Origin of the sequence: Streptomyces sp. NPDC000983 (assembly GCF_040299205.1) — a bacterium.
Classification (GTDB): domain Bacteria; phylum Actinomycetota; class Actinomycetes; order Streptomycetales; family Streptomycetaceae; genus Streptomyces.
The window spans coordinates 50,965-72,639 of the sequence record NZ_JBEPBM010000012.1; the positions used below are offsets into that span (position 1 = coordinate 50,965).

Genomic DNA, 21,675 nt, shown 5'->3' on the forward strand with positions numbered 1-21,675 from the left:
CGGGGTGGATGACGCTTCCGCTCTGCCGGGCTGGCGGCGACTGCCGGTCAGTCAGGTTGGCGACGACTCCGGCTTGGGCGGGGTGATGACGTCTCTGGCTCGGGCGGGGCGATGACGTTTCCGGCTCGGCGGGGTGGATGACGCTTCCGCTCTGCCGGGCTGGCGGCGACTGCCGGTCAGTCAGGTTGGCGACGACTCCGGCTTGGGCGGGGTGATGACGTCTCTCACTCGGCCGGATCGAGGACGTCTCTTGCTCGGCCGGATCGCCGACGGCTTTCGGTCAACCAGGTTGCCGACGGCTTCCGGTCGGCAGGTCGCCCACGGCTTCCGGTCAGCCAGGTCGCCGACGGAAGTTCCCGGACGGGCCGCCGGCACCCCACCGGCGTGGTGCCTCCCGTGCGGCGGGCGTGCGGCCCGCCGGACCCGTGCCGGTCAGTCCACCGTCACATGGTCGATCAGTCGTTCCACCGCGCCCAGCAGCTCCGGCTCCAGGTCCTTGTACGAGCCCACCCGTGCCAGGATCGCCTGCCACACCGCGCCCGTGTTCTCCGAGGGCCAGCCCAGGGCCCGGCACACCCCGGTCTTCCAGTCCTGGCCGCGGGGGACTTTCGGCCACGCCGCGATGCCCAGCGCCGAGGGCTTCACCGCCTCCCAGATGTCGATGTACGGGTGGCCCACCACCAGGGCGTGCTCACAGGTCACCGACCGCGCGATGTGCCACTCCTTGGTGCCGGGGAGCAGATGGTCCACGAGCACCCCGAGCCGCGCGTCCGGGCCGGGCGCGAACTCGTCGACGATGGACGGCAGGTCGTCCACGCCCTCCAGGTACTCCACCACCACGCCCTCGATGCGCAGGTCGTCGCCCCAGACCTTCTCCACCAGCTCGGCGTCGTGCCGGCCCTCGACGTAGATGCGCCCGGCGCGTGCCACCCGGGCCCGGGCGCCGGGGACCGCGACGGAGCCGGACGCCGTACGGGCGGGCCGGGCCGGACCGCCCGACGAGGGGCGGACCAGCGTCACCACCCTGCCCTCCAGCAGGAACCCCCGCGGCTCCAGCGGGAACACCCGGTGCTTGCCGAAGCGGTCCTCCAGCGTGACCGTGCCCGCCTCGCAGCGGATCACCGCCCCGCAGAAGCCGGTGCCGGGCTCCTCCACCACCAGACCGGACTCCGCCTCGACCTCGGGGACCGGCTTGGGCTTCTTCCACGGCGGGGTCAGGTCCGGAGAGTACTGGCGCATTCGGATGACGATAGGAGAAGCGCCCCGCCAGGTCCTACGACACGCCGAAGCGGGCCGCCAGCGCGTCCCGCTGGGCCCGGACGAAGGCGGCGTCCACCACCGCTCCGTGGCCGGGCACGTACAGGGCGTCCTCGCCGCCCAGCGACAGCAGCCGGTCCAGGGCCGCGGGCCACTGCGAGGGCACCGCGTCCGGGCCCGCCTGCGGCTCGCCCGACTCCTCCACCAGGTCCCCGCAGAACACCACCTCCGGGCTGCCCGGGACCAGGACCACCAGGTCGTGGGCGGTGTGCCCGGGGCCCACGTTGGCCAGGAGGACCTGGCGGCCGGGGCCGAGGTCCAGGGTCCACTCGCCCGAGACGTGGTGGCGGGGCGGGGTCAGCACGTCCACCGCCTCGTCCGCCACCCGCGCGTCCAGCCCGTTGCGCACCGCGTCCGCCCGCAGCGCGGCCCGGCCGTGCGGCCCGTACACCCCGTCGACGCCGACCGCGCCGTACACCTCGGCGCCCGCGAAGGCCGCGGCCCCGAAGACGTGGTCGAAGTGCGGATGGGTCAGCGCGAGATGGGTCACACGGTGCCCGGCGAGCGCCTCCGCCCGCATCCGCAGCCGGGCCCCCTCCGACAGGCTCGACCCGGCGTCCACCACCAGGGCCGCGGCCTCCCCGAGGACCACACCGGCCGTACAGTCCCAGCCGGGCAGCCGGCAGCGGCCCACTCCGGCCGCGACCCGCTCCCACCCGAGCTCTTCCCAAGTCACCGTCATGGCAGCGACGCTAACCTCACAGCCCCAGGTCTCCGGTCCGACCTTGCCCGGGCAGTACCCCACCGCCGTACACTGGGCCGGGGAATGCTGGCACTCGGACGGACAGAGTGCCAGGCAGGCGCCCGGGGGACCGGGGACGACTTCTGGAGGTGTGCGCGGATGCTGAGTGAACGCAGGCTGCAAGTACTGCGCGCCATCGTCCAGGACTACGTCGGCACCGAGGAGCCGGTGGGCTCCAAGGCCCTCACCGAGCGGCACAACCTCGGGGTCTCCCCGGCGACCGTCCGCAACGACATGGCGGCGCTGGAGGACGAGGGCTTCATCGCCCAGCCGCACACCAGCGCCGGACGCATCCCGACGGACAAGGGCTACCGGCTCTTCGTCGACAAGCTGGCCGGCGTCAAGCCGATGACCGCGCCCGAGCGGCGCGCCATCCAGAACTTCCTGGACGGCTCCGTCGACCTCGACGACGTGGTCGCGCGGACCGTGCGGCTGCTCGCGCAGCTCACCCGCCAGGTCGCCGTCGTGCAGTACCCCTCGCTGACCCGGTCCACGGTGCGCCATGTCGAGCTGCTGTCACTGGCGCCCGCGCGGGTGATGCTCGTACTGATCACGGACACCGGGCGGGTCGAGCAGCGGATGGTCGACTGTCCGGCGCCGTTCGGCGAGACGTCCCTGGCCGATCTGCGGGCGCGGCTCAACAGCCGGGTCGCGGGCCGGCGCTTCACCGATGTGCCGATGCTCGTCGAGGACCTCCCCGAGGCCTTCGACATCGAGGACCGCGGCACGGTCTCGGCCGTACTCTCCACCCTGCTGGAGACGCTGGTCGAGGAGAACGAGGAGCGGCTGATGATCGGCGGCACCGCCAATCTCACCCGCTTCGGACATGACTTTCCCCTCACCATCCGGCCCGTCCTGGAGGCCCTGGAGGAGCATGTCGTGCTCCTCAAACTCCTGGGCGAGGCGGGAGATTCGGGCATGACCGTGCGCATCGGGCACGAGAACGCCTACGAGGGACTCAACTCCACGTCCGTCGTGTCGGTCGGCTACGGTTCGGGCGGCGAGGCAGTAGCCAAGCTCGGCGTGGTCGGACCGACCCGCATGGATTACCCGGGAACGATGGGAGCGGTACGAGCGGTGGCACGGTACGTCGGACAGATCCTGGCGGAGTCGTAAGTGGCCACGGACTACTACGCCGTTCTCGGCGTGCGCCGCGACGCGTCGCAGGATGAGATCAAGAAGGCCTTCCGGCGGCTCGCTCGCGAGCTGCACCCGGACGTCAACCCGGATCCGAAGACCCAGGAGCGGTTCAAGGAGATCAACGCCGCTTACGAGGTGCTGTCGGACCCGCAGAAGAAGCAGGTCTACGACCTCGGCGGCGACCCGCTCTCGCAGAGCGGCGGCGCGGGCGCGGGCGGCTTCGGGGCCGGTGGCTTCGGCAACTTCTCCGACATCATGGACGCGTTCTTCGGCACGGCCTCGCAGCGCGGTCCGCGCTCGCGCACCCGCCGCGGCCAGGACGCCATGATCCGGCTGGAGATCGAGCTGGACGAGGCGGCCTTCGGCACGACGAAGGACATCCAGGTCGACACGGCCGTCGTCTGCAACACCTGCAGCGGCGAGGGCGCGGCGCCCGGCACCTCGGCGCAGACCTGTGACATGTGCCGCGGCCGCGGCGAGGTGTCCCAGGTGACGCGGTCCTTCCTGGGCCAGGTCATGACCTCGCGGCCGTGCCCGCAGTGCCAGGGCTTCGGCACCGTGGTGCCGACCCCGTGCCCGGAGTGCGCGGGCGACGGCAGGGTCCGCTCCCGGCGCACCCTCACGGTCAAGATCCCGGCCGGTGTCGACAACGGCACCCGGATCCAGCTGGCCGGCGAGGGCGAGGTCGGGCCCGGCGGCGGTCCCGCGGGCGACCTGTACGTGGAGATCCACGAACTGCCGCACTCGACCTTCCAGCGGCGCGGGGACGACCTGCACTGCACGGTGACGATCCCGATGACGGCGGCGTCCCTGGGCACGAAGGTCCCGCTGGAGACCCTGGACGGCATGGAGGAGGTCGACATCCGCCCGGGCACGCAGTCCGGCCAGTCGATCCCGCTGCACGGCCGGGGTGTCACGCATCTGCGCGGCGGCGGCCGGGGCGACCTGATCGTCCACGTCGAGGTGCAGACCCCGACCAAGCTCGACCCGGAGCAGGAGCGCCTCCTGCGCGAGCTGGCCAAACTCCGCGGCGAGGAACGCCCCCAGGGGCAGTTCCAGCCGGGGCAGCAGGGCTTGTTCTCGCGGCTGAAGGACGCGTTCAACGGTCGCTGAGCCGGGTCGGCCGGGGGTCCTCGGACCCCCGCCCCGGTGGGGCTGTTCCCCGGCGCGGGGGCGCGTCCGTCGGCCGCCGAACCGGGCCGCCGGAGGCGCTGCGGCGGTCGTCCGACCGTGCCGTTGCCCGTGGTCTATGCCACAGGGCGGGTGGATTCGGACTTGTTCGGAGGACGTGACAACATGCCGTCATGTCCTCCGCACTGACCGATCTCTGCCCCCTTCCGATCGTGCAGGCCCCCATGGCGGGCGGCGTCTCCGTGCCGGCCCTCGCCGCCGCGGTGGCCGACGCCGGCGGGCTCGGGTTCCTCGCCGCCGGGTACAAGACGGCCGACGGCATGTACCAGGAGATCAAGCAGTTGCGGGGGCTCACCGGCCGCCCGTTCGGCGTGAACCTCTTCATGCCGCAGCCCGAGAGCGCGGACGCGGCAGCCGTGGACGTCTACGCCCATCAGCTGGCCGGGGAGGCCGGCTGGTACGAGACCGAGCTCGGGGACCCCGACAGCGGACGTGACGACGGCTACGAGGCCAAGCTCGCCGTCCTCCTCGACAACCCGGTCCCGGTGGTCTCCTTCCACTTCGGGGTGCCGAGCGCCGAGGTGCTCGAATCCCTGCGCCGGGCCGGCACCTTCACCCTGGTCACCGCCACCACCCCCGACGAGGCCCGTGCCGTCGAGCGGGCCGGCGCCGACGCGGTCATCGCGCAGGGCGTCGAGGCCGGCGGCCACCAGGGCACCCACCGCGACAACCCCGAGACCGACGGGACCGGCATCGGGCTGCTGTCGCTGGTCGCGCAGATCCGCGAGGCCGTCGGCCTCCCGCTCGTCGCCGCCGGCGGGATCATGCGCGGCAGCCAGATCGCCGCCGTGCTCGCCGCCGGCGCGAGCGCCGCCCAGCTCGGCACCGCCTTCCTCGCCACCCCCGAGTCCGGCGCGAGCGCCGTCCACAAGCAGGCACTGACCAACCCGCTCTTCGCCCGCACCGAGCTGACCCGGGCGTTCTCCGGCCGCCCCGCCCGCGGTCTGGTCAACCGGTTCATGCGCGAGCACGGCCCGTACGCGCCGCCCGCCTACCCCGAGATCCACCACCTCACCTCGCCGCTGCGCAAGGCCGCCGCCAAGGCGGGCGACGCGCAGGGCATGGCGCTGTGGGCGGGCCAGGGGCACCGGATGGCGCGGGAACTGCCCGCCGGACAGCTGGTGGAGGTCCTGGCCGCCGAACTCGCCGCCGCCGGGACAGCGTTGTCGGACCGCCAGGACGGCGGTGCCGGACGATGACGGCTCCGGTGTTCGTGGTCGAGCGCCTCGACGCGGCCCGGGGCGCGTCGTACGTCCTCGAAGGCGCCGAGGGGCGCCACGCGGTCTCCGTGAAGCGGCTGCGCGCCGGCGAGGACGTCGTCCTGACCGACGGGTCCGGGCGCTGGGCGCAGTGCGTGGTGCTGGCCGCCGAGGGCAAGGACCGGCTGACGGTCCGGCTCGACGCGGTCGGGGAGGAACCGGAGCCGAGCCCGCGCATCACCGTCGTACAGGCCCTGCCCAAGGGCGACCGCGGGGAGGTCGCCGTGGAGACGATGACCGAGGTCGGGGTCGACGGGATCGTGCCGTGGTCGGCGTCCCGCTGCATCACGCAGTGGAAGGGCGAGCGCGGCCTGAAGTCGCTCGCCAAGTGGCGGGCCACCGCGCGCGAGGCCGGCAAGCAGTCCCGGCGGGTCCGCTTCCCCGAGGTCGCGGACGCGGCGAGCAGCAAGCAGGTCGCCGCGCTGATCGCCGGGGCCGACTTCGCCGCCGTCCTCCATGAGAGCGGCCGGCAGCCGCTGGCCACCGCCGAACTCCCCGCCGAGGGGCACATCGTGCTGGTCGTCGGCCCCGAAGGCGGCGTCTCCCCCGAGGAGTTGGCGCTGTTCGAGGAGGCCGGGGCGCCCGCCCGGGTGCTCGGGCCGACCGTGCTGCGCACCTCGACCGCCGGAACCGCGGCGGCCGCACTGCTCCTGGGCCGCACCGGCCGCTGGGGCTGACCGAGGGAGACCGCCGTGGAACTCGCCCAGGTCCGGCTGCTGGTCGGCGACTTCGCCGCCTGCCACCGCTTCTACGCCGAAGTCCTCGGCCTGAGACCGCAGTCGGGCTCGCCCGAGGGGCCGTACGAGAAGTTCGGGGCGGCGGGGATAGCGCTCCAGGACCGGGCGGCGATGGCCGAGGTGCTCGGTGAACTCGGCGAGACCGCCACCGGGCACCGCTCCCTGGTGGTGCTGCGCGTCGACGACCTCGACGCCTACTGCGAGCTGATCACCGGGCGCGGCGCGCGGATCTTCCACGGCCCGGTGCCGCTGACGGACCGGATGCGGGTGGCCCACCTCAAGGACCCCGAGGGGAATCTGGTGGAACTCCAGGAGTGGCAACTCCTGCTGGGCTAGCCCCTTCTGACCAGGCGTCGGGGGTGCCCGAGTGGCGTGCGGGGAGGGTGAAGTGACCCGTACGCGCCCTACCGCGACGGGCCGGACAGTGGCAGGCTGCCCTCCCATGGGGGCATTGAGGCGGATTCGGCGTCGCCCGCGGAGGGCGAGAGTGGCGGCCGCGGCCGGGCTGGTGGTGCTCGCGGTCGGCGGCACCGTCGCCTGCGAGGGCACCGGCATCAGCACCGCGTCCATCGCGTGGACCACCGACCAGACCGTGACCCGGGAGCTGGAACGCCAGAAGGCGGAAGTCCAGTGGCTCACCTGCACCGCCTCCTACGGCGACGACGGCGAGGCCGGCTCCGCGCCGACCGCAGGAGAGCAGACCGTCGCCGAGGTCGACTGCACCGGGAAGACCAAGGACGGCAAGGACATCACCGTCGACGGCGTCATCACCCGGGCGATCGACGGCAAGTGCGTACGCGGCCATGTCACCGCCAAGGTCGGCGGCAAGACCTGGTTCGAGGTCGACGGCCTCGGCGACTGCGAGGGCACGCCCTCCCCGGTCGCCCCGCCCAGCGGCGACGCGCAGCCCGGGGCCACCGTCACCGTGACGGTCACCAGGACGGTGTACTGCCAGGAGAAGCCGCAGTGCTGGCCCGAGGGCAAGTGACCCGCGCCGGCGCGAGTGATCGCAAACCCCGCACCCCGCGTCACCCGTCTGCGTAGGGTGAGCGGGTGACTCAGCCTGCCGCCTATCTCCGGTTCCCGCACGTGCACGGCGAGTTGGTCGCCTTCACCGCCGAGGACGACGTCTGGCTCGCCCCCCTCGACGGCGGCCGCGCCTGGCGGGTGAGCGCCGACAACATGCCGGTCACCCTGCCGCGGATCTCGCCCGACGGCACCACCGTCGCCTGGACCTCCTCCCGGGACGGCGCCCCCGAGGTGCACACCGCCCCCGTCGACGGCGGCCCCGCCACCCGCCTGACGTACTGGGGCGCCCGGACCCGGGTGCGCGGCTGGACCCCCGACGGGCACGTCCTCGCGACCAGCAACCGGGGCCGGGCGAGCCGCGACCGCACCTGGGCCCACTCCGTCCCGCTCGACGGCGGACCGGCGACGACCCTGCCGTACGGGATCGTCGGCGATGTCGCGCACGGGCCGCACACCGTGCTGCTGTCGGCGGTGATGAGCCTGGAGGCCGCCCACTGGAAGCGCTACCGGGGCGGCCGGGCGGGCAAGCTGTGGATCGACCGGGACGGCGACGGCGAGTTCGTCCGGCTGCACGAGGAACTCGACGGGAACATCGAGTACCCCGTCTGGGCCGGTGACCGGATCGCCTTCCTCAGCGATCACGAGGGCGTCGGCGCCCTCTACTCCTCCCTCGCCGACGGCTCCGGACTGCGCCGCCACACCCCCCTCGACCAGGGCTTCTACGCCCGCCACGCCGCCGGTGACGGCACCCGGGTCGTCTACGCCTCGGCCGGTGAACTCTGGCTGCTGGACGACCTGGACGGCGCCGAACCCCGCCGCCTGGACATCCGGCTCGGCGGCCAGCGCACCGACCGCCGCCCGCACCCCGTCAACGCGGCCCGCTGGTTCGGCGCCGCCGCCCCCGACCGCACCGCCCGCGGCAGCGCGGTCCTGGTGCGCGGCAGCGTCCACTGGGTCACCCACCGCTCCGGCCCGGCCCGCGCGCTCGCCGCCGAACCCGGCGTACGGGCCCGCAAGCCCCGCACCTTCCGGGTCGAGGGCGAGGAGTGGGTGGTGTGGGTGACCGACGCCGAGGGCGACGACGCCCTGGAGTTCGCCCCCGCGACCGGCCTCGCCCCCGGCGCCACCCCGCGCAGGCTCGCCGCCGGCCGGCTCGGCCGGGTCCTGGACCTGGCGGTGGCCCCCGACGGCAGCCGGGCCGCCGTCGCCTCCCACGACGGCCGGGTGCTCATCGTCGAACGGGAGTCCGGAGAGGTCCGCGAGGTGGACCGCAGCGAGGACGGTGACGCGGGCGGGCTGGTCTTCTCCCCGGACTCGGCCTGGCTGGCCTGGTCGCACCCCGGCCCGAGCCCGCTCAGCCAGCTGCGCCTGGCCAACACCACCGACCTGTCGGTCACCGAGGCCACCCCGCTGCGCTTCCAGGACTACGCGCCGGCGTTCACCCAGGACGGCAAGCACCTCGCCTTCCTCTCCGCCCGCTCCTTCGACCCGGTCTACGACGAGCACGTCTTCGACCTGGCCTTCGTGGCCGGCTCCCGCCCCTACCTGATCACCCTCGCCGCGACCACGCCCTCGCCGTTCGGGCCGCAGCGGCACGGGCGGCCCTTCGACGCGCCGGACCGGGACGAGACCCCCGACAGCGAGGGCACCCCGGCCACCCGGATCGACCTCGAAGGGCTCGCCGACCGGATCGTGCCGTTCCCGGTCGAGGCCGCCCGCTACACCGACCTGCGCGCCGCCAAGGACGGAGTGCTCTGGCTGCGCCACCCCGTCACCGGCGAACTCGGCGCCTCCCGCGCCGCGCCGGACGACCCCGACCCCAAGACCGAGCTGGAGCGCTACGACCTGGTCCAGCAGCGGGTGGAGCATCTGGCCGCCGACGCCGACCACTTCGAGGTCAGCGGCGACGGCAAACGGGTGTTGCTGTGGACCGACGGCCGGCTGAAGGTCGTCCCCAGCGACCGGCGGGCCTCGGGCGACGAGGACAGCGACTCCAACATCACCGTCGACCTCGGCCGGATCCGGCAGAGCGTCGACCCGGCCGCCGAATGGCGCCAGATGTACGAGGAGAGCGGCCGCATCATGCGGGACCACTTCTGGCGCCCCGACATGAGCGGAGTGGACTGGGACGGCGTCCTCGACCGCTACCGCCCGGTGCTGGACCGGCTCGCCACCCACGACGACCTCGTCGACCTGCTCTACGAGGTCCAGGGCGAACTCGGCACCTCCCACGCCTACGTCATCCCGCGCGGCGGTTCCGGCGGACCCCGGCAGGGGCTGCTCGGCGCGGACATCTCCCGCGGCGCGGACGGCACTTGGCGCATCGACCGCATCCTCCCCTCGGAGACCTCCGACCCCCAGGCCCGCTCCCCGCTCGCCGCGCCCGGGGTGGCGGCGCGAGCCGGGGACGCGATCGTCGCGGTCGGCGGGGTGCCGGTGGACCCGGTGACCGGACCCGGCCCGCTGCTGGTGGGCACCGCGGGCCGGCCCGTGGAGCTGACGGTGTCCCCGGCCGGCGGCGGCGAGCTGCGGCACGCCGTCGTGGTGCCCCTGGCGGACGAGGAGGCCCTGCGCTACCACGACTGGGTGGCCGACCGCCGGGCCCACGTCCACGAGCGCTCCGGGGGCCGCCTCGGCTACCTCCACGTCCCCGACATGCAGGCGCCCGGCTGGGCCCAGATCCACCGGGACCTGCGGATCGAGGTCGCCCGCGAGGGGCTGATCGTCGACATCCGGGAGAACCGGGGCGGCCACACCTCCCAGCTCGTCGTGGAGAAACTGGCCCGCCGCGTCTCCGGCTGGAGCGTCCCACGCGGCATGCGGCCCGCCAGCTATCCCGAGGACGCGCCGCGCGGACCCGTCGTCGCGGTCGCCGACGAGTTCTCCGGCTCGGACGGCGACATCGTGAACGCGGCCATCAAGGCGCTGGGCATCGGCCCCGTCGTCGGCACCCGCACCTGGGGCGGCGTCGTCGGCATCGACAGCCGCTACCGCCTGGTCGACGGCACCCTCATCACCCAGCCCAAGTACGCCTTCTGGCTGGAGGGTTACGGCTGGGGCGTGGAGAACCACGGCGTCGACCCGGACATCGAGGTGGTGCAGCGGCCCCAGGACCACGCCGCGGGCCGGGACGCCCAACTCGACGAGGCCGTACGCCTGGCGCTGGAGGCGCTGGCCGAACGCCCCGCGAGCACCCCGCCGGAGCTGCCCGCCTGACGGGTGGCCGCCTGACGGGTGGCCGCCGCCCGACGACGACTCGCCCCCACCCCGACGGCGATACGATTCCCCGCATACCGACCACCCGTCTCAGGAGGCACCCGCAATGGCCGGAGAACCGCAGGACGACTGCCTGTTCTGCAAGATCGTGGCGGGCCACGTACCGGCGACGGTGGTCCGGGAGACGGACGCCACCGTCGCCTTCCAGGACATCAACCCCCAGGCCCCGGTCCACATCCTGGTGATTCCCAGGGCGCACTACGAGAACGCCGCCGAACTCGCCGCCGGAGCACCGGAACTCGCCGCCGCGGTCCTCAAGGAGACCAAGGAGGTGGCCGAGGAGCAGAAGCTCGACTCCTACCGCGTCGTCTTCAACACCGGCGCCGGCGCCGGACAGACCGTCTTCCACGCCCACGCCCACGTCCTCGGCGGCCGTGGCATGCAGTGGCCCCCCGGATAGCCGGCCGTGTCCGTACGCGAACTGGTGGTGCTCGGCACCGCGAGCCAGGTGCCGACCCGGCACCGCAACCACAACGGCTACCTGCTGCGCTGGGACGGCGAGGGCATCCTCTTCGATCCCGGCGAGGGAACCCAGCGCCAGATGCTGCGCGCCGGGGTCGCCGCCCACGACCTGAACCGGATCTGCGTCACGCACTTCCACGGCGACCACTCGCTCGGCCTGTCCGGGGTCATCCAGCGGATCAACCTCGACCGGGTGCCGCACGGGGTGACCGCGCACTACCCGGCCTCCGGGCAGCGCTTCTTCGACCGCCTGCGGTACGCCACCGCGTACCGGGAGACCGTCGGCATCGAGGAGGCGCCGGTCGCCGAGGACGGCGTCCTCGCCACCACCGCCTCCTACACCCTCGAAGCGCGCAGGCTCTCGCACCCGGTGGAGTCCTTCGGCTACCGCCTCGTCGAGCCCGACGGGCGCCGCATGCTGCCCGAGCGGCTCGCCGCGCTCGGGGTCCGGGGCCCGGACGTCGGACGCATCCAGCGCGAGGGCGCCGTCGGGGACGTACGGCTCGACGACGTCAGCGAGGTGCGCCGCGGGCAGCGGTTCGCGTTCGTCATGGACACCCGGCTCTGCGACGGGGTGCACGCCCTCGCCGAGGGCTGCGACCTCCTGGTCATCGAGTCGACCTTCCTCGACGAGGACACCACCCTCGCCGAGGACCACGGCCACCTCACCGCCGGGCAGGCGGCCCGGGTCGCGCGGGACGCGGGCGTACGGCATCTGGTGCTCACGCACTTCAGCCAGCGCTACTCCGAGCCCGAGGAGTTCGAACGGCAGGCGCGGGCCGCCGGGTTCGAGGGGGAGCTGACCGTGGCGCACGATCTGCTGAGAGTGCCGGTTCCGAAGCGACGGTGAAACGACCGTAAAATGCTTTGATGCCCATACCCAAAGCTGAACTGCACCTGCATATCGAAGGTACGCTGGAGCCGGAGCTGGCGTTTGCGCTGGCCGAGCGGAACGGCGTCGAGCTGCCGTACGCCGACACCGAGGCGCTGCGTGAGGCGTACCGGTTCGAGGACCTCCAGTCCTTCCTGAACCTGTACTACGAGCTGATGGCGGTGCTGCGCACCGAGCGGGACTTCGAGGACCTCGCCGACGCCTACCTCGCCCGGGCCGCCGCGCAGGGCGTGCGGCACGCGGAGATCTTCTTCGACCCGCAGGCGCATCTGGCGCGTGGGCTGTCCATGGGCACGGTCGTCGAGGGGCTCGGCCGTGCGCTGGACCGCGCCGAGGCCGACCACGGGGTCTCGACCCGGCTCATCCTGTGCTTCCTGCGCGACGAGTCCGCCGAGTCGGCGCTGGCGACGCTGGACGCGGCCCGGCCCTACCTGGACCGGATCACCGGGGTCGGTCTGGACTCGGCGGAGGTGGGGCATCCGCCGGCGAAGTTCCGCGAGGTGTACGAGGTCGCTGCCGCGCTGGGGTTGCGGCGGGTGGCGCATGCCGGTGAGGAAGGGCCGCCGGAGTACATCACCGAGGCGCTCGACGTGCTCGGGGTCGAGCGCGTCGATCATGGGCTGCGGTGCATGGAGTCGGCGGAGCTGGTGGAACGGCTGGTTCGGGAGCGGGTTCCGCTGACGCTCTGTCCGTTGTCGAACGTTCGGCTGCGTGCGGTGGATGTGTTGGCGGATCATCCGCTTGCGGCGATGCTCGATGCGGGGCTGGTGTGCACGGTCAACTCTGACGACCCGGCCTATTTCGGGGGGTATGTCGGGGACAACTTCGACGCGGTGCGTTCGGCGCTCGGTCTCTCCGAGGGGCGGCTGCGGGAACTGGCTCGCAATTCCTTCCTGGCGTCGTTTCTGGACGACGACGAGGCTCGGCGGGCGCGGTACCTCTCCGAGGTGGAGGCGTACGAGTTCTAGCCTCTTGTGCGGCGCCGTCGTGGCTGGTCGCGCAGTTCCCCGCGCCCCTGGGTGGGTGGGGGTGGCGGCCGGTTGGCCTGTGCGGCGCCGTCGTGGTTTCTCGCGCAGTTCCCCGCGCCCCTGATCCGTTGTGGCTGGTCGTGCGGTTCCTCGCGACTCTGGGTGTGCGCCGCTTCTTGCGGTCCTGGGGGTCAGGCTGCTTTTGCCGGGGCGTAGGTCGGGGCTTCCACGGTGATCTCTACGACCGGCAGGGGTTGGCGGCCGGCGCCGCGGGCCACCAGGGTCATGGGGACGGTGATGATCAGGAGGCCCGTGGCCAGGACTGCTCCCATCGCCGGGAATCCCGCCTCGGCGGCCAGGATGCTGCCGGTCAGGGGGCCGGCCGCGGTGCCGAGGGAGGATGCCGAGCCGACCAGGACGGCCCAGCGGCCCCGGGTGTCGAGTGAGGCGGCCAGTCCTATGACGTACGACAGGACGATCGGGTAGAGGGCGTTCCAGGCGATCTCACCCGTGGCGAACGTGGTGAGGTCCCGCGCGGAGGCGCTCAGGGCTATGCAGCCGGCGATGGCGGCCGTTCCGACGCCGATGGGGACGGCCAGTCCGAGCCGCGGGCCGATCGCCCCGGCCGCGACCACCCCGAGCAGCCCCGCACCCAGTGCGACCGCGAACACCACGCCGACGGTGACCTCGCTGAGGTGGGCCTGGAGGAGGCCGATCCGTCCGCTGACCCCCCACAGGGAGTTCTGGGCGAGGGACCAGCACATCAGGGCGCCGGCGAGGACGAGCCCGGCCCGGGCGTGGGGGAGGCGCCCGGATTCGGCGCGGGCCTGAGTGACGGTTCCGGCCGCGGGGAGCCGACCGGTGAGCGGCCAGACGGCCAGCGCGGTGAGCGCGATCGCGCCGAGCGGCAGCCCGTGGCCGGGGCCCAGGTGCGGGACGGTCAGATAGACGAGGCCCGCGAGGGCCGAGACACCGAGCAGCCCGTACGTGGTGACGCGGTGCGGGTCGGGGCGCCCCGCGATACCGGTGGCGGCGACCGCGGTGGCCGTACCGGAGCCGAAACCGCCGAGCATCGCGCCGGCCACGACGGCGGGGACGAAGTGGGTGAGGGCGGCGCCGCCGTAGCCGAGGACGGCCAGGGCGAGGCCGGCCCGGGCGAGCAGGCGCGGCCCGACGCGGTCCACGCGGGAGGCGAGCAGGAACCCGGCCGAGGCCGAACTCAGCAGCAGCGCGCTGCCGACGGCGCCCGCCTGGGTGGCGGTGAGCGCCAGCCCCGAGTCGAGGCGTCCGACGGTGGTCGGCAGGAGGTACGGGGCGAGGTACCCGGCCGTGAAAAGGGCGACGAGGGGCCAGGGCGGGGCGGTGCGGGCGGACACGGGCGTTCCCAGGGCATGCGAAAGGAGCGGCTCAGAAGAGGGGGAGGGGGCGACGACCGTCGACGGACAGGAACGCGCGGGCAATTTGTATCAAGCGGGGGCAGGCCCAAAGAAGGGGGCCTGGTGTGATCCGGGGCACATGGTGTTTGCCTGCGGATCGCCCGGGTAATGGAGGCGGCTTCGCCGGTCGGCGCGGGTGCGGCGGCGGGCCGACCCGTTGACGGTCGGTGTTCGCGTATCTAACCTTCATTTACATACATGGATGGCATCTGGTCAGGGAGATGAATGACGGTGGCCCTCGACACCCATGAGGCCGTGCTGCGGCGACTGCGGGACGGCATGGCGGGCGGTGTGCTCTCGTTCCCGCTGACGAGCTTCCACGCCGACGGCTCCCTCGACCCCGACGGCTTCCGCGCACACGTCGCCCGCCGTATCGCGGCCGGCCCCGGCGCCGTCTTCCCGGCCTGCGGCACCGGCGAGTTCTTCTCCCTCGACGAGGACGAGTACCGGACGGTGGTCGCCCTCACCGTGCGCGAGGCGCGGGGGCGGCTGCCCGTCGTCGCCGGCATCGGCTACGGCTGGGCGCAGGCCCGGCGCTTCGCCCGCATCGCCGAGGAGGCCGGCGCCGACGCCCTGCTGGTCCTGCCGCACTACCTGGTCACGGCCCCGCAGGAGGGCCTGGTCCGGCAGGTGGAGCGCATCGCCGCGGGCACCCGGCTGCCGCTCGTCGTCTACCAGCGCGGCCAGGTCGCCTTCACCGCCGACTCGCTGCGGCGGATCGCCGCCCTGCCGAACGTCATCGGCCTCAAGGACGGCCACAGCGACCTCGACCGGCTCCAGCGCCTCACCCTCGCCGCCCCCGAGGACTTCCTCTTCTTCAACGGCGCCGCCACCGCCGAGATCCAGGCCCGCGCCTACGCCACCGTCGGCGTCCCCGCCTACTCCTCCGCCGTGCACGCCTTCGCACCCGAGATCGCCGACCGCTTCTTCGCCGCCCTGCGCGACGGCGACGACAAGACGACCGACCGGCTGCTGCGCGAGTTCTACGTCCCGCTCGTCGAACTCCGCGACCGGGTGCCCGGCTACGCCGTGTCGCTGGTCAAGGCCGCGGCCCGGCTGCGCGGCGAACCGGTCGGACCCGTACGCGCCCCGCTCACCGACCTCTCGGCCGCCGACCTGGCCGAGCTGAGGAACCTGCTCGCCACCGGACTCGACCTCGTAGGAGCGGCCCCGTGAACCTGACCGTCACCGACGTCCGGCTGACCCCGATCCTCGTCGCCGACCCGCCCCTGCTCAACACCCAGGGCGTCCACCAGCCCTACACCCCCCGGCTGATCGTGGAGGTCGTCACCGCCGACGGGGTCACCGGAGTCGGCGAGACCTACGGCGACACCAAGTACCTGGAACTGGCCCGGCCCTTCGCCGAGAAACTGATCGGCCGTCAGGTCAGTGACCTGAACGGGCTGTTCACCGTCGCCGAGGAGGTGGCCGTGGACGGCTCCCAGGTCTCGGGGCGGGTCGACGTCGGTGGACTGCGCGGCGTCCAGACCGCCGACAAACTGCGCCTGTCCGTCGTCTCCGGCTTCGAGGTGGCCTGTCTGGACGCCCTCGGCAAGGCACTCGGACAGCCCGTGCACGCCCTGCTCGGCGGCAAGGTCCGCGACACCGTCGAGTACAGCGCCTACCTCTTCTACCGGTGGGCCCGTCACCCCGAGGGCGTCCCCGCCGAGCCGGACGACTGGGGCGCCGCCGTCGACCCGGCCGGAGTCGTCGAACAGGCACGCAGGTTCAAGGAACGCCACGGCTTCACCTCGTTCAAGCTCAAGGGCGGGGTGTTCCCGCCGGACGAGGAGATCGCCGCCGTACGGGCCCTCGCCGAGGCGTTCCCCGGGCACCCGCTGCGCCTGGACCCCAACGGCGCCTGGTCGGTGGAGACCTCGCTGAAGGTGGCCCAGGAACTGGGCGGGATCCTGGAGTACCTGGAGGACCCCGCGCTCGGCACCGCCGCGATGGCCGAGGTCTCCGCGGCGACCGGCGTGCCGCTCGCCACCAACATGTGCGTGACGACCTTCGCCGAGATCAAGGAGGCGTTCACCCGGGACGCCGTGCAGGTCGTGCTCTCCGACCACCACTACTGGGGCGGACTGCGCAACACCCAGCAGCTCGCCGCCGTCTGCCGTGCCTTCGGCGTCGCGATCTCGATGCACTCCAACACCCACCTCGGCATCTCCCTGGCCGCGATGACCCACGTCGCGGCCACCGTCCCCGGCCTCCACCACGCCTGCGACTCCCACTACCCCTGGCAGGCGGAGGACGTCCTCACCGAGCGCCTGGCCTTCCGGGACGGCACGATCGCCGTCTCCGACGCCCCCGGCCTCGGCGTCGAACTCGACCGGGACCGGCTGAGCGCGCTGCACCGACGCTGGCTCGACGACGACGGCACCCTGCGCGACCGCGACGACGCGGCCGCGATGCGCGTCGCCGACCCCGGCTGGACCACCCCGGCCGTGCCCCGCTGGTGACCCCGGCGCGCTCCCCTCGCCGCCCGCGCCGTGACCGGATCCGTACGCGTGCGGCCGGGGCGCCCGGGGCCGCCCCGCCCCGCGCGACTCCCGGGGCGGCACGGACCGCACGCCCGGGACCTGCGGGGGCCTGACGCGACGGATGCTCCCGGCGTGACCGACGGCGCGTTGTCAGTGACGTGGTGCACACTGGCCTGATCCGCACCACGTCAGGGAGCGCACCGTGATCGCGTCCACCGCGTCCACCGGAAAGGGACCCACTTCCTCCGTCGCCGGGGGGCCGCGCCGTCCGGCCCGGGTCGACCCGCTCGCCGCGCTGCGCACACCCGGCGACCCGCCCTGGGACGTCTACCTCACCGGCACCGTCTTCCTCGACATCGTCTTCACCGGGCTCGACACCGCCCCCGTCCGCGGCACCGAGACCTGGGCACGCGGGATGGGGTCCAGCCCGGGCGGCGTCGCCAACATGGCGACCGCGCTGGCCCGCCTGGGCCTGCGAACCTCCCTGGCCGCGGCCTTCGGCGACGACCACTACGGCGAGTACTGCTGGGACGCGCTGGAGCAGGGCGAGGGCATCGACCTCGCCCTGTCGCGCTCGGTCCCCGGCTGGCACTCCCCGGTGACGGTCTCCATGGCCTACGAGGGCGAGCGCACCATGGTCTCCCACGGTCACGAACCGCCCCCCGAGGAGCCCGCCCCCGACTGCCCGCCCCGCGCCCGCGCCGCCGTCGCCTCCCTGGAACCCGGCAAACGGGCCCCCTGGATCGCCCAGGCCGCCGCCAAGGGAACCCGCGTCTTCGCCGACGTCGGCTGGGACGAGACCGGCGCCTGGGACCTCGCCGGCCTCACCGACCTCGCCCACTGCGAGGCCTTCCTGCCCAACGCCGAGGAGGCCATGCGCTACACCGGCGCCTCCTGCCCGCGCGCCGCCGCCCACGCCCTCACCGAACACGTCCCGCTCGCCGTGGTCACCCTCGGCGCCGACGGCGCCTACGCCGTGGACCGGCGCACCGGCGAGAGTGCCGAGGTGCCCGCGATCGCGGTGGAGGCCCTCGACCCCACCGGCGCCGGGGACGTCTTCGTCGCCGGGTTCGTCGCCGGCACCCTCGCCGACTGGCCGCTCGCCGACCGCCTCGCCTTCGCCGGCCTCACCGCCGCCCTCTCCGTCCAGGAGTTCGGCGGCTCCCTCTCCGCCCCCGGCTGGGCGGAGATCGCCGCCTGGTGGCGCGAGATCCAGTCCTGCGCCGACCAGGACCCGGCCGCACTGCGCCGGTACGCGTTCCTGACCGGCCTGGTCCCGGCGGTCCCGGCCAGCCCCTGGCCGCTGCGCCGGGCCGTGCCGACCATCGGCTTCGGCCGCTCCGCCTGAGCGACGCCCGCCCGCCCTCGCCTGCCGCCTGTCCGCCCGTCTGCCCGGGGAGAAAAGTCCTACGGGCTTGTCAGTCGTGCGGCGTACCCTGGAATCGCCAGACCGCCCCTGGGGCGGGCGGTCCGTTTCGAGGAGGACGAGCAAGGCCACAGAGCCGGCCCATGACTCAGACACGCACAGCTCACACACCCGCGCAGGGGCAGGCGAGAGCACATTTCACCGTCCCCGCCCAGCACCCCATGGTGACCGTGCTGGGGTCCGGCGACTCCCTCCTGCGTGTGATCGAGAAGGCCTTCCCGGCGGTCGACATTCATGTCCGGGGCAATGAGATCAGCGCGGTCGGCGGCGCGGCGGAAGTCGCCCTTGTCCAGCGCCTGTTCGACGAGATGATGCTGGTGCTCCGCACCGGACAGCCGATGACGGAGGACGCAGTGGAACGCTCGATCGCCATGCTCCGGGCGAGCGGGAACGGCGAGGGGTCGGCCGAGACCCCGGCCGAGGTGCTCACCCAGAACATCCTCTCCTCGCGCGGACGCACGATCCGCCCGAAGACCCTCAACCAGAAGCGGTACGTCGACGCGATCGACAAGCACACGATCGTCTTCGGCATCGGCCCCGCCGGCACCGGCAAGACCTACCTCGCCATGGCCAAGGCGGTCCAGGCCCTGCAGTCCAAGCAGGTCAACCGCATCATCCTGACCCGCCCCGCGGTCGAGGCGGGCGAACGCCTCGGCTTCCTGCCGGGCACCCTGTACGAGAAGATCGACCCCTACCTGCGCCCGCTGTACGACGCGCTGCACGACATGCTCGACCCGGACTCGATCCCGAGGCTGATGGCCGCCGGGACGATCGAGGTCGCGCCGCTGGCGTACATGCGCGGCCGTACGCTCAACGACGCGTTCATCATCCTGGACGAGGCCCAGAACACCAGCCCCGAGCAGATGAAGATGTTCCTCACCCGGCTCGGCTTCGACTCGAAGATCGTCATCACCGGTGACGTGACCCAGGTCGACCTGCCGTCCGGCACCAAGTCCGGTCTGCGGCAGGTGCAGGACATCCTGGAGGGCGTCGAGGACGTCCATTTCTCCCGGCTTTCCTCCGAGGACGTGGTCCGGCACAAGCTGGTCGGCCGTATCGTCGACGCGTACGAGAAGTACGACAGCCATCAGGGCACGGAGAACGGCACCCGTCAGGGCGGCCGCCAGAAGCGGAAGTAGAGACAGACCAGCACCATGTCGATCGACGTCAACAACGAGTCCGGAACCGAGGTCGACGAGCAGGCGATCCTCGACATCGCCCGCTACGCGCTCGCGCGGATGCGCATCCACCCGCTCTCCGAGCTCTCGGTGATCGTCGTGGACTCCGACGCCATGGAGCAGCTGCACATCCAGTGGATGGACCTGCCCGGACCCACCGATGTCATGTCCTTCCCGATGGACGAGCTCCGGCCGCCGTCCAAGGACGACGAGGAGCCGCCGCAGGGCCTGCTCGGTGACATCGTGCTCTGCCCGGAGGTCGCCCTGAAGCAGGGGCAGGACGCGCCGACGCAGCACACCATGGACGAGGAGCTCCAGCTGCTCACCGTCCACGGTGTGCTGCACCTGCTCGGCTACGACCACGAGGAGCCGGACGAGAAGGCCGAGATGTTCGGCCTCCAGGCCGCCATCGTGGACGGCTGGCGCGCGGAGAAGGGCCTGACCGGCCCCTCCCCGGCTCCGACCGTCTCATGAGTGCCCAACTCGTCCTCGGCGCCGTCGCGCTGGTCGTCGTGGCCTGGCTCGCCGCCTGCGCGGAGGCGGGCCTGGCGCGCGTCTCCAGCTTCCGCGCCGAGGAGGCCGTACGGTCCGGGCGGCGGGGCAGCGCCAGGCTGGCGCAGGTCGCCGCCGACCCGACGCGCTATCTGAACGTGGCGCTGCTGGTCCGCGTCGCCTGCGAGATGGCCGCCGCCGCCCTGGTCACCTACGCCTGCCTGCGGGAGATCGACAGCACCACCCAGGCCCTGCTCGCCGCGATCGGCGTGATGGTGCTGGTCTCCTATGTCGCGGTCGGTGTCTCCCCGCGCACCATCGGCCGCCAGCACCCGCTGAACACCGCCACCGCGGCCGCGTACGTGCTGCTGCCGCTGGCCCGGATCATGGGCCCGATCCCGCCGCTGCTGATCCTCATCGGCAACGCCCTCACCCCCGGCAAGGGCTTCCGCCGCGGCCCGTTCGCCTCCGAGGCCGAACTGCGCGCGATGGTCGACCTTGCGGAGAAGGAGTCGCTGATCGAGGACGAGGAGCGCCGCATGGTGCACTCCGTCTTCGAGCTCGGCGACACCCTCGTGCGGGAGGTCATGGTCCCGCGCACCGACCTGGTCGTCATCGAGCGCTACAAGACCATCCGCCAGGCGCTCACCCTGGCCCTGCGCTCCGGCTTCTCGCGCATCCCGGTCACCGGGGAGAGCGAGGACGACGTCGTCGGGATCGTCTACCTCAAGGACCTCGCCCGCAAGACGCACATCAGCCGGGACGCGGAGAGCGAGCTGGTCTCCACCGCGATGCGGCCCGCCGCCTTCGTGCCCGACACCAAGAACGCCGGTGACCTGCTGCGCGAGATGCAGCAGGACCGCAACCACGTCGCCGTCGTGATCGACGAGTACGGCGGCACCGCCGGGATCGTCACCATCGAGGACATCCTGGAGGAGATCGTCGGCGAGATCACCGACGAGTACGACCGCGAGCTGCCCCCGGTGGAGGAGCTGGGCGACGACCGCTACCGCGTCACCGCCCGCCTCGACATCACCGACCTCGGCGAGCTCTACGGCCTCGACGAGTACGACGACGAGGACGTGGAGACCGTCGGCGGGCTGCTCGCCAAGGCGCTCGGCCGGGTGCCGATCGCCGGCGCCTCCGCGCTCGTGAAGCTGCCCGACGACCGGGAGCTGCGGCTGACGGCGGAGGCCGCCGCCGGCCGCCGCAACAAGATCGTGACGGTGCTGGTGGAGCCACTGGGCGCCGTCGAGGAGGAGTCGGAGGACCGGTGACCCCCCAGGAGCTGCGCGCCCTCTGCCTGTCGTTCGACGCGACGGTGGAGGACTTCCCGTTCAACCCGGAGACGTCCGTCTTCAAGGTCCTCGGCAAGCTCTTCGCGCTGACCGCCCTCGACGCGCGGCCCCTGAAGGTCAACCTCAAATGTGACCCCGAGGACGCCGTCCGGCTGCGCGAGGAGCACCCGGGACTGATCGTCCCCGGCTACCACATGAACAAGCGCCACTGGAACACCGTCACGGCCGACGGCACCCTGCCCGACCGGCTCGTGCGGGAACTGGTCGAGGACTCCTACGACCTGGTCGTGGCCGGCCTGCCGCGCGCCGAACGGCTCCGCCTGGACCGGCCCTGACGGGCACTTCGTAT

Annotated in this window: 20 protein-coding genes; 17 read left to right on the plus strand and 3 right to left on the minus strand. The window is 73.0% G+C overall.

What is annotated here, in order from left to right; all coding sequences use genetic code 11:
• Positions 1-432 precede the first annotated feature (432 nt).
• Positions 433-1,239, minus strand: a complete 807-nt coding sequence (locus ABT296_RS16100) for a DUF3097 domain-containing protein (RefSeq protein ID WP_351927572.1) — start codon at positions 1,237-1,239, stop codon at positions 433-435.
• 34 nt (positions 1,240-1,273) lie between these two features.
• Entirely contained in the window at positions 1,274-1,999 is a 726-nt protein-coding gene (locus ABT296_RS16105) for an MBL fold metallo-hydrolase (RefSeq protein WP_351927574.1), read from the minus strand.
• A gap of 159 nt (positions 2,000-2,158) precedes the next feature.
• Between ABT296_RS16105 and hrcA the strand changes: the two genes are divergently transcribed.
• From hrcA to ABT296_RS16155, 10 genes are all read left to right on the plus strand, one after another.
• Positions 2,159-3,175, plus strand: coding sequence for a heat-inducible transcriptional repressor HrcA (gene hrcA / locus ABT296_RS16110; protein WP_351927576.1), 1,017 nt, complete (start codon positions 2,159-2,161; stop codon positions 3,173-3,175).
• Complete coding sequence (gene dnaJ / locus ABT296_RS16115) at positions 3,176-4,312, plus strand: molecular chaperone DnaJ (RefSeq protein ID WP_351927578.1); 1,137 nt, start codon at positions 3,176-3,178, stop codon at positions 4,310-4,312.
• Between the two features lie 191 nt (positions 4,313-4,503).
• Positions 4,504-5,589, plus strand: coding sequence for a nitronate monooxygenase (locus tag ABT296_RS16120; protein WP_351927580.1), 1,086 nt, complete (start codon positions 4,504-4,506; stop codon positions 5,587-5,589).
• Positions 5,586-6,326: a 16S rRNA (uracil(1498)-N(3))-methyltransferase gene (locus ABT296_RS16125; RefSeq protein WP_351927582.1), complete on the plus strand. Its 741-nt coding sequence runs from the start codon at positions 5,586-5,588 to the stop codon at positions 6,324-6,326. Before ABT296_RS16120 ends, ABT296_RS16125 begins: the two co-directional genes overlap by 4 nt.
• Before the next feature lie 15 nt (positions 6,327-6,341).
• Positions 6,342-6,722, plus strand: coding sequence for a VOC family protein (locus ABT296_RS16130; RefSeq protein ID WP_351927584.1), 381 nt, complete (start codon positions 6,342-6,344; stop codon positions 6,720-6,722).
• A 106-nt stretch (positions 6,723-6,828) separates the two neighbouring features.
• Positions 6,829-7,374, plus strand: coding sequence for a hypothetical protein (locus ABT296_RS16135; RefSeq protein ID WP_351927586.1), 546 nt, complete (start codon positions 6,829-6,831; stop codon positions 7,372-7,374).
• A gap of 65 nt (positions 7,375-7,439) precedes the next feature.
• On the plus strand, positions 7,440-10,631 hold the full coding sequence (locus tag ABT296_RS16140; protein ID WP_351927588.1) for a S41 family peptidase: 3,192 nt from the start codon (positions 7,440-7,442) through the stop codon (positions 10,629-10,631).
• Between the two features lie 106 nt (positions 10,632-10,737).
• Positions 10,738-11,091 carry a histidine triad nucleotide-binding protein gene (locus ABT296_RS16145; RefSeq protein ID WP_351927590.1) on the plus strand — a complete coding sequence of 118 codons (354 nt, stop codon included), beginning with the start codon at positions 10,738-10,740 and terminating at the stop codon, positions 11,089-11,091.
• A 6-nt stretch (positions 11,092-11,097) separates the two neighbouring features.
• Positions 11,098-12,003, plus strand: coding sequence for a ribonuclease Z (locus tag ABT296_RS16150; RefSeq protein ID WP_351927592.1), 906 nt, complete (start codon positions 11,098-11,100; stop codon positions 12,001-12,003).
• 20 nt (positions 12,004-12,023) lie between these two features.
• On the plus strand, positions 12,024-13,013 hold the full coding sequence (locus tag ABT296_RS16155) for an adenosine deaminase (protein ID WP_351927594.1): 990 nt from the start codon (positions 12,024-12,026) through the stop codon (positions 13,011-13,013).
• 191 nt (positions 13,014-13,204) lie between these two features.
• On the opposite strand, the gene ABT296_RS16160 is transcribed toward ABT296_RS16155, so the two are convergent.
• On the minus strand, positions 13,205-14,389 hold the full coding sequence (locus ABT296_RS16160) for an MFS transporter (protein ID WP_351927596.1): 1,185 nt from the start codon (positions 14,387-14,389) through the stop codon (positions 13,205-13,207).
• Between the two features lie 285 nt (positions 14,390-14,674).
• Between ABT296_RS16160 and ABT296_RS16165 the strand changes: the two genes are divergently transcribed.
• The 7 genes from ABT296_RS16165 to ABT296_RS16195 all read left to right on the plus strand — a co-directional run bounded on the left by ABT296_RS16165 (position 14,675) and on the right by ABT296_RS16195 (position 21,661).
• Positions 14,675-15,625 carry a 5-dehydro-4-deoxyglucarate dehydratase gene (locus tag ABT296_RS16165; protein ID WP_351927598.1) on the plus strand — a complete coding sequence of 317 codons (951 nt, stop codon included), beginning with the start codon at positions 14,675-14,677 and terminating at the stop codon, positions 15,623-15,625.
• Positions 15,622-16,911 (plus strand): glucarate dehydratase family protein, encoded by a 1,290-nt coding sequence (locus ABT296_RS16170; protein ID WP_351927600.1) that lies wholly within the window; start codon positions 15,622-15,624, stop codon positions 16,909-16,911. Before ABT296_RS16165 ends, ABT296_RS16170 begins: the two co-directional genes overlap by 4 nt.
• Positions 16,912-17,134: 223 nt before the next feature.
• The gene (locus ABT296_RS16175; RefSeq protein ID WP_351927602.1) at positions 17,135-18,280 is read left to right on the plus strand and encodes a carbohydrate kinase family protein; all 1,146 of its coding nucleotides are present in this window, start codon (positions 17,135-17,137) and stop codon (positions 18,278-18,280) included.
• Positions 18,281-18,441: 161 nt separating this feature from the next.
• Entirely contained in the window at positions 18,442-19,497 is a 1,056-nt protein-coding gene (locus tag ABT296_RS16180; protein WP_351927604.1) for a PhoH family protein, read from the plus strand.
• A gap of 15 nt (positions 19,498-19,512) precedes the next feature.
• A complete protein-coding gene (gene ybeY, locus ABT296_RS16185) occupies positions 19,513-20,010 on the plus strand; it encodes an rRNA maturation RNase YbeY (protein WP_351927606.1) in 498 nt (165 codons plus the stop codon).
• Positions 20,007-21,305 carry a hemolysin family protein gene (locus ABT296_RS16190; protein ID WP_351927608.1) on the plus strand — a complete coding sequence of 433 codons (1,299 nt, stop codon included), beginning with the start codon at positions 20,007-20,009 and terminating at the stop codon, positions 21,303-21,305. Before ybeY ends, ABT296_RS16190 begins: the two co-directional genes overlap by 4 nt.
• Positions 21,302-21,661, plus strand: coding sequence for an MmcQ/YjbR family DNA-binding protein (locus ABT296_RS16195; RefSeq protein ID WP_351927610.1), 360 nt, complete (start codon positions 21,302-21,304; stop codon positions 21,659-21,661). The genes ABT296_RS16190 and ABT296_RS16195 overlap by 4 nt, the downstream gene beginning before the upstream one ends.
• Positions 21,662-21,675 lie beyond the last annotated feature (14 nt).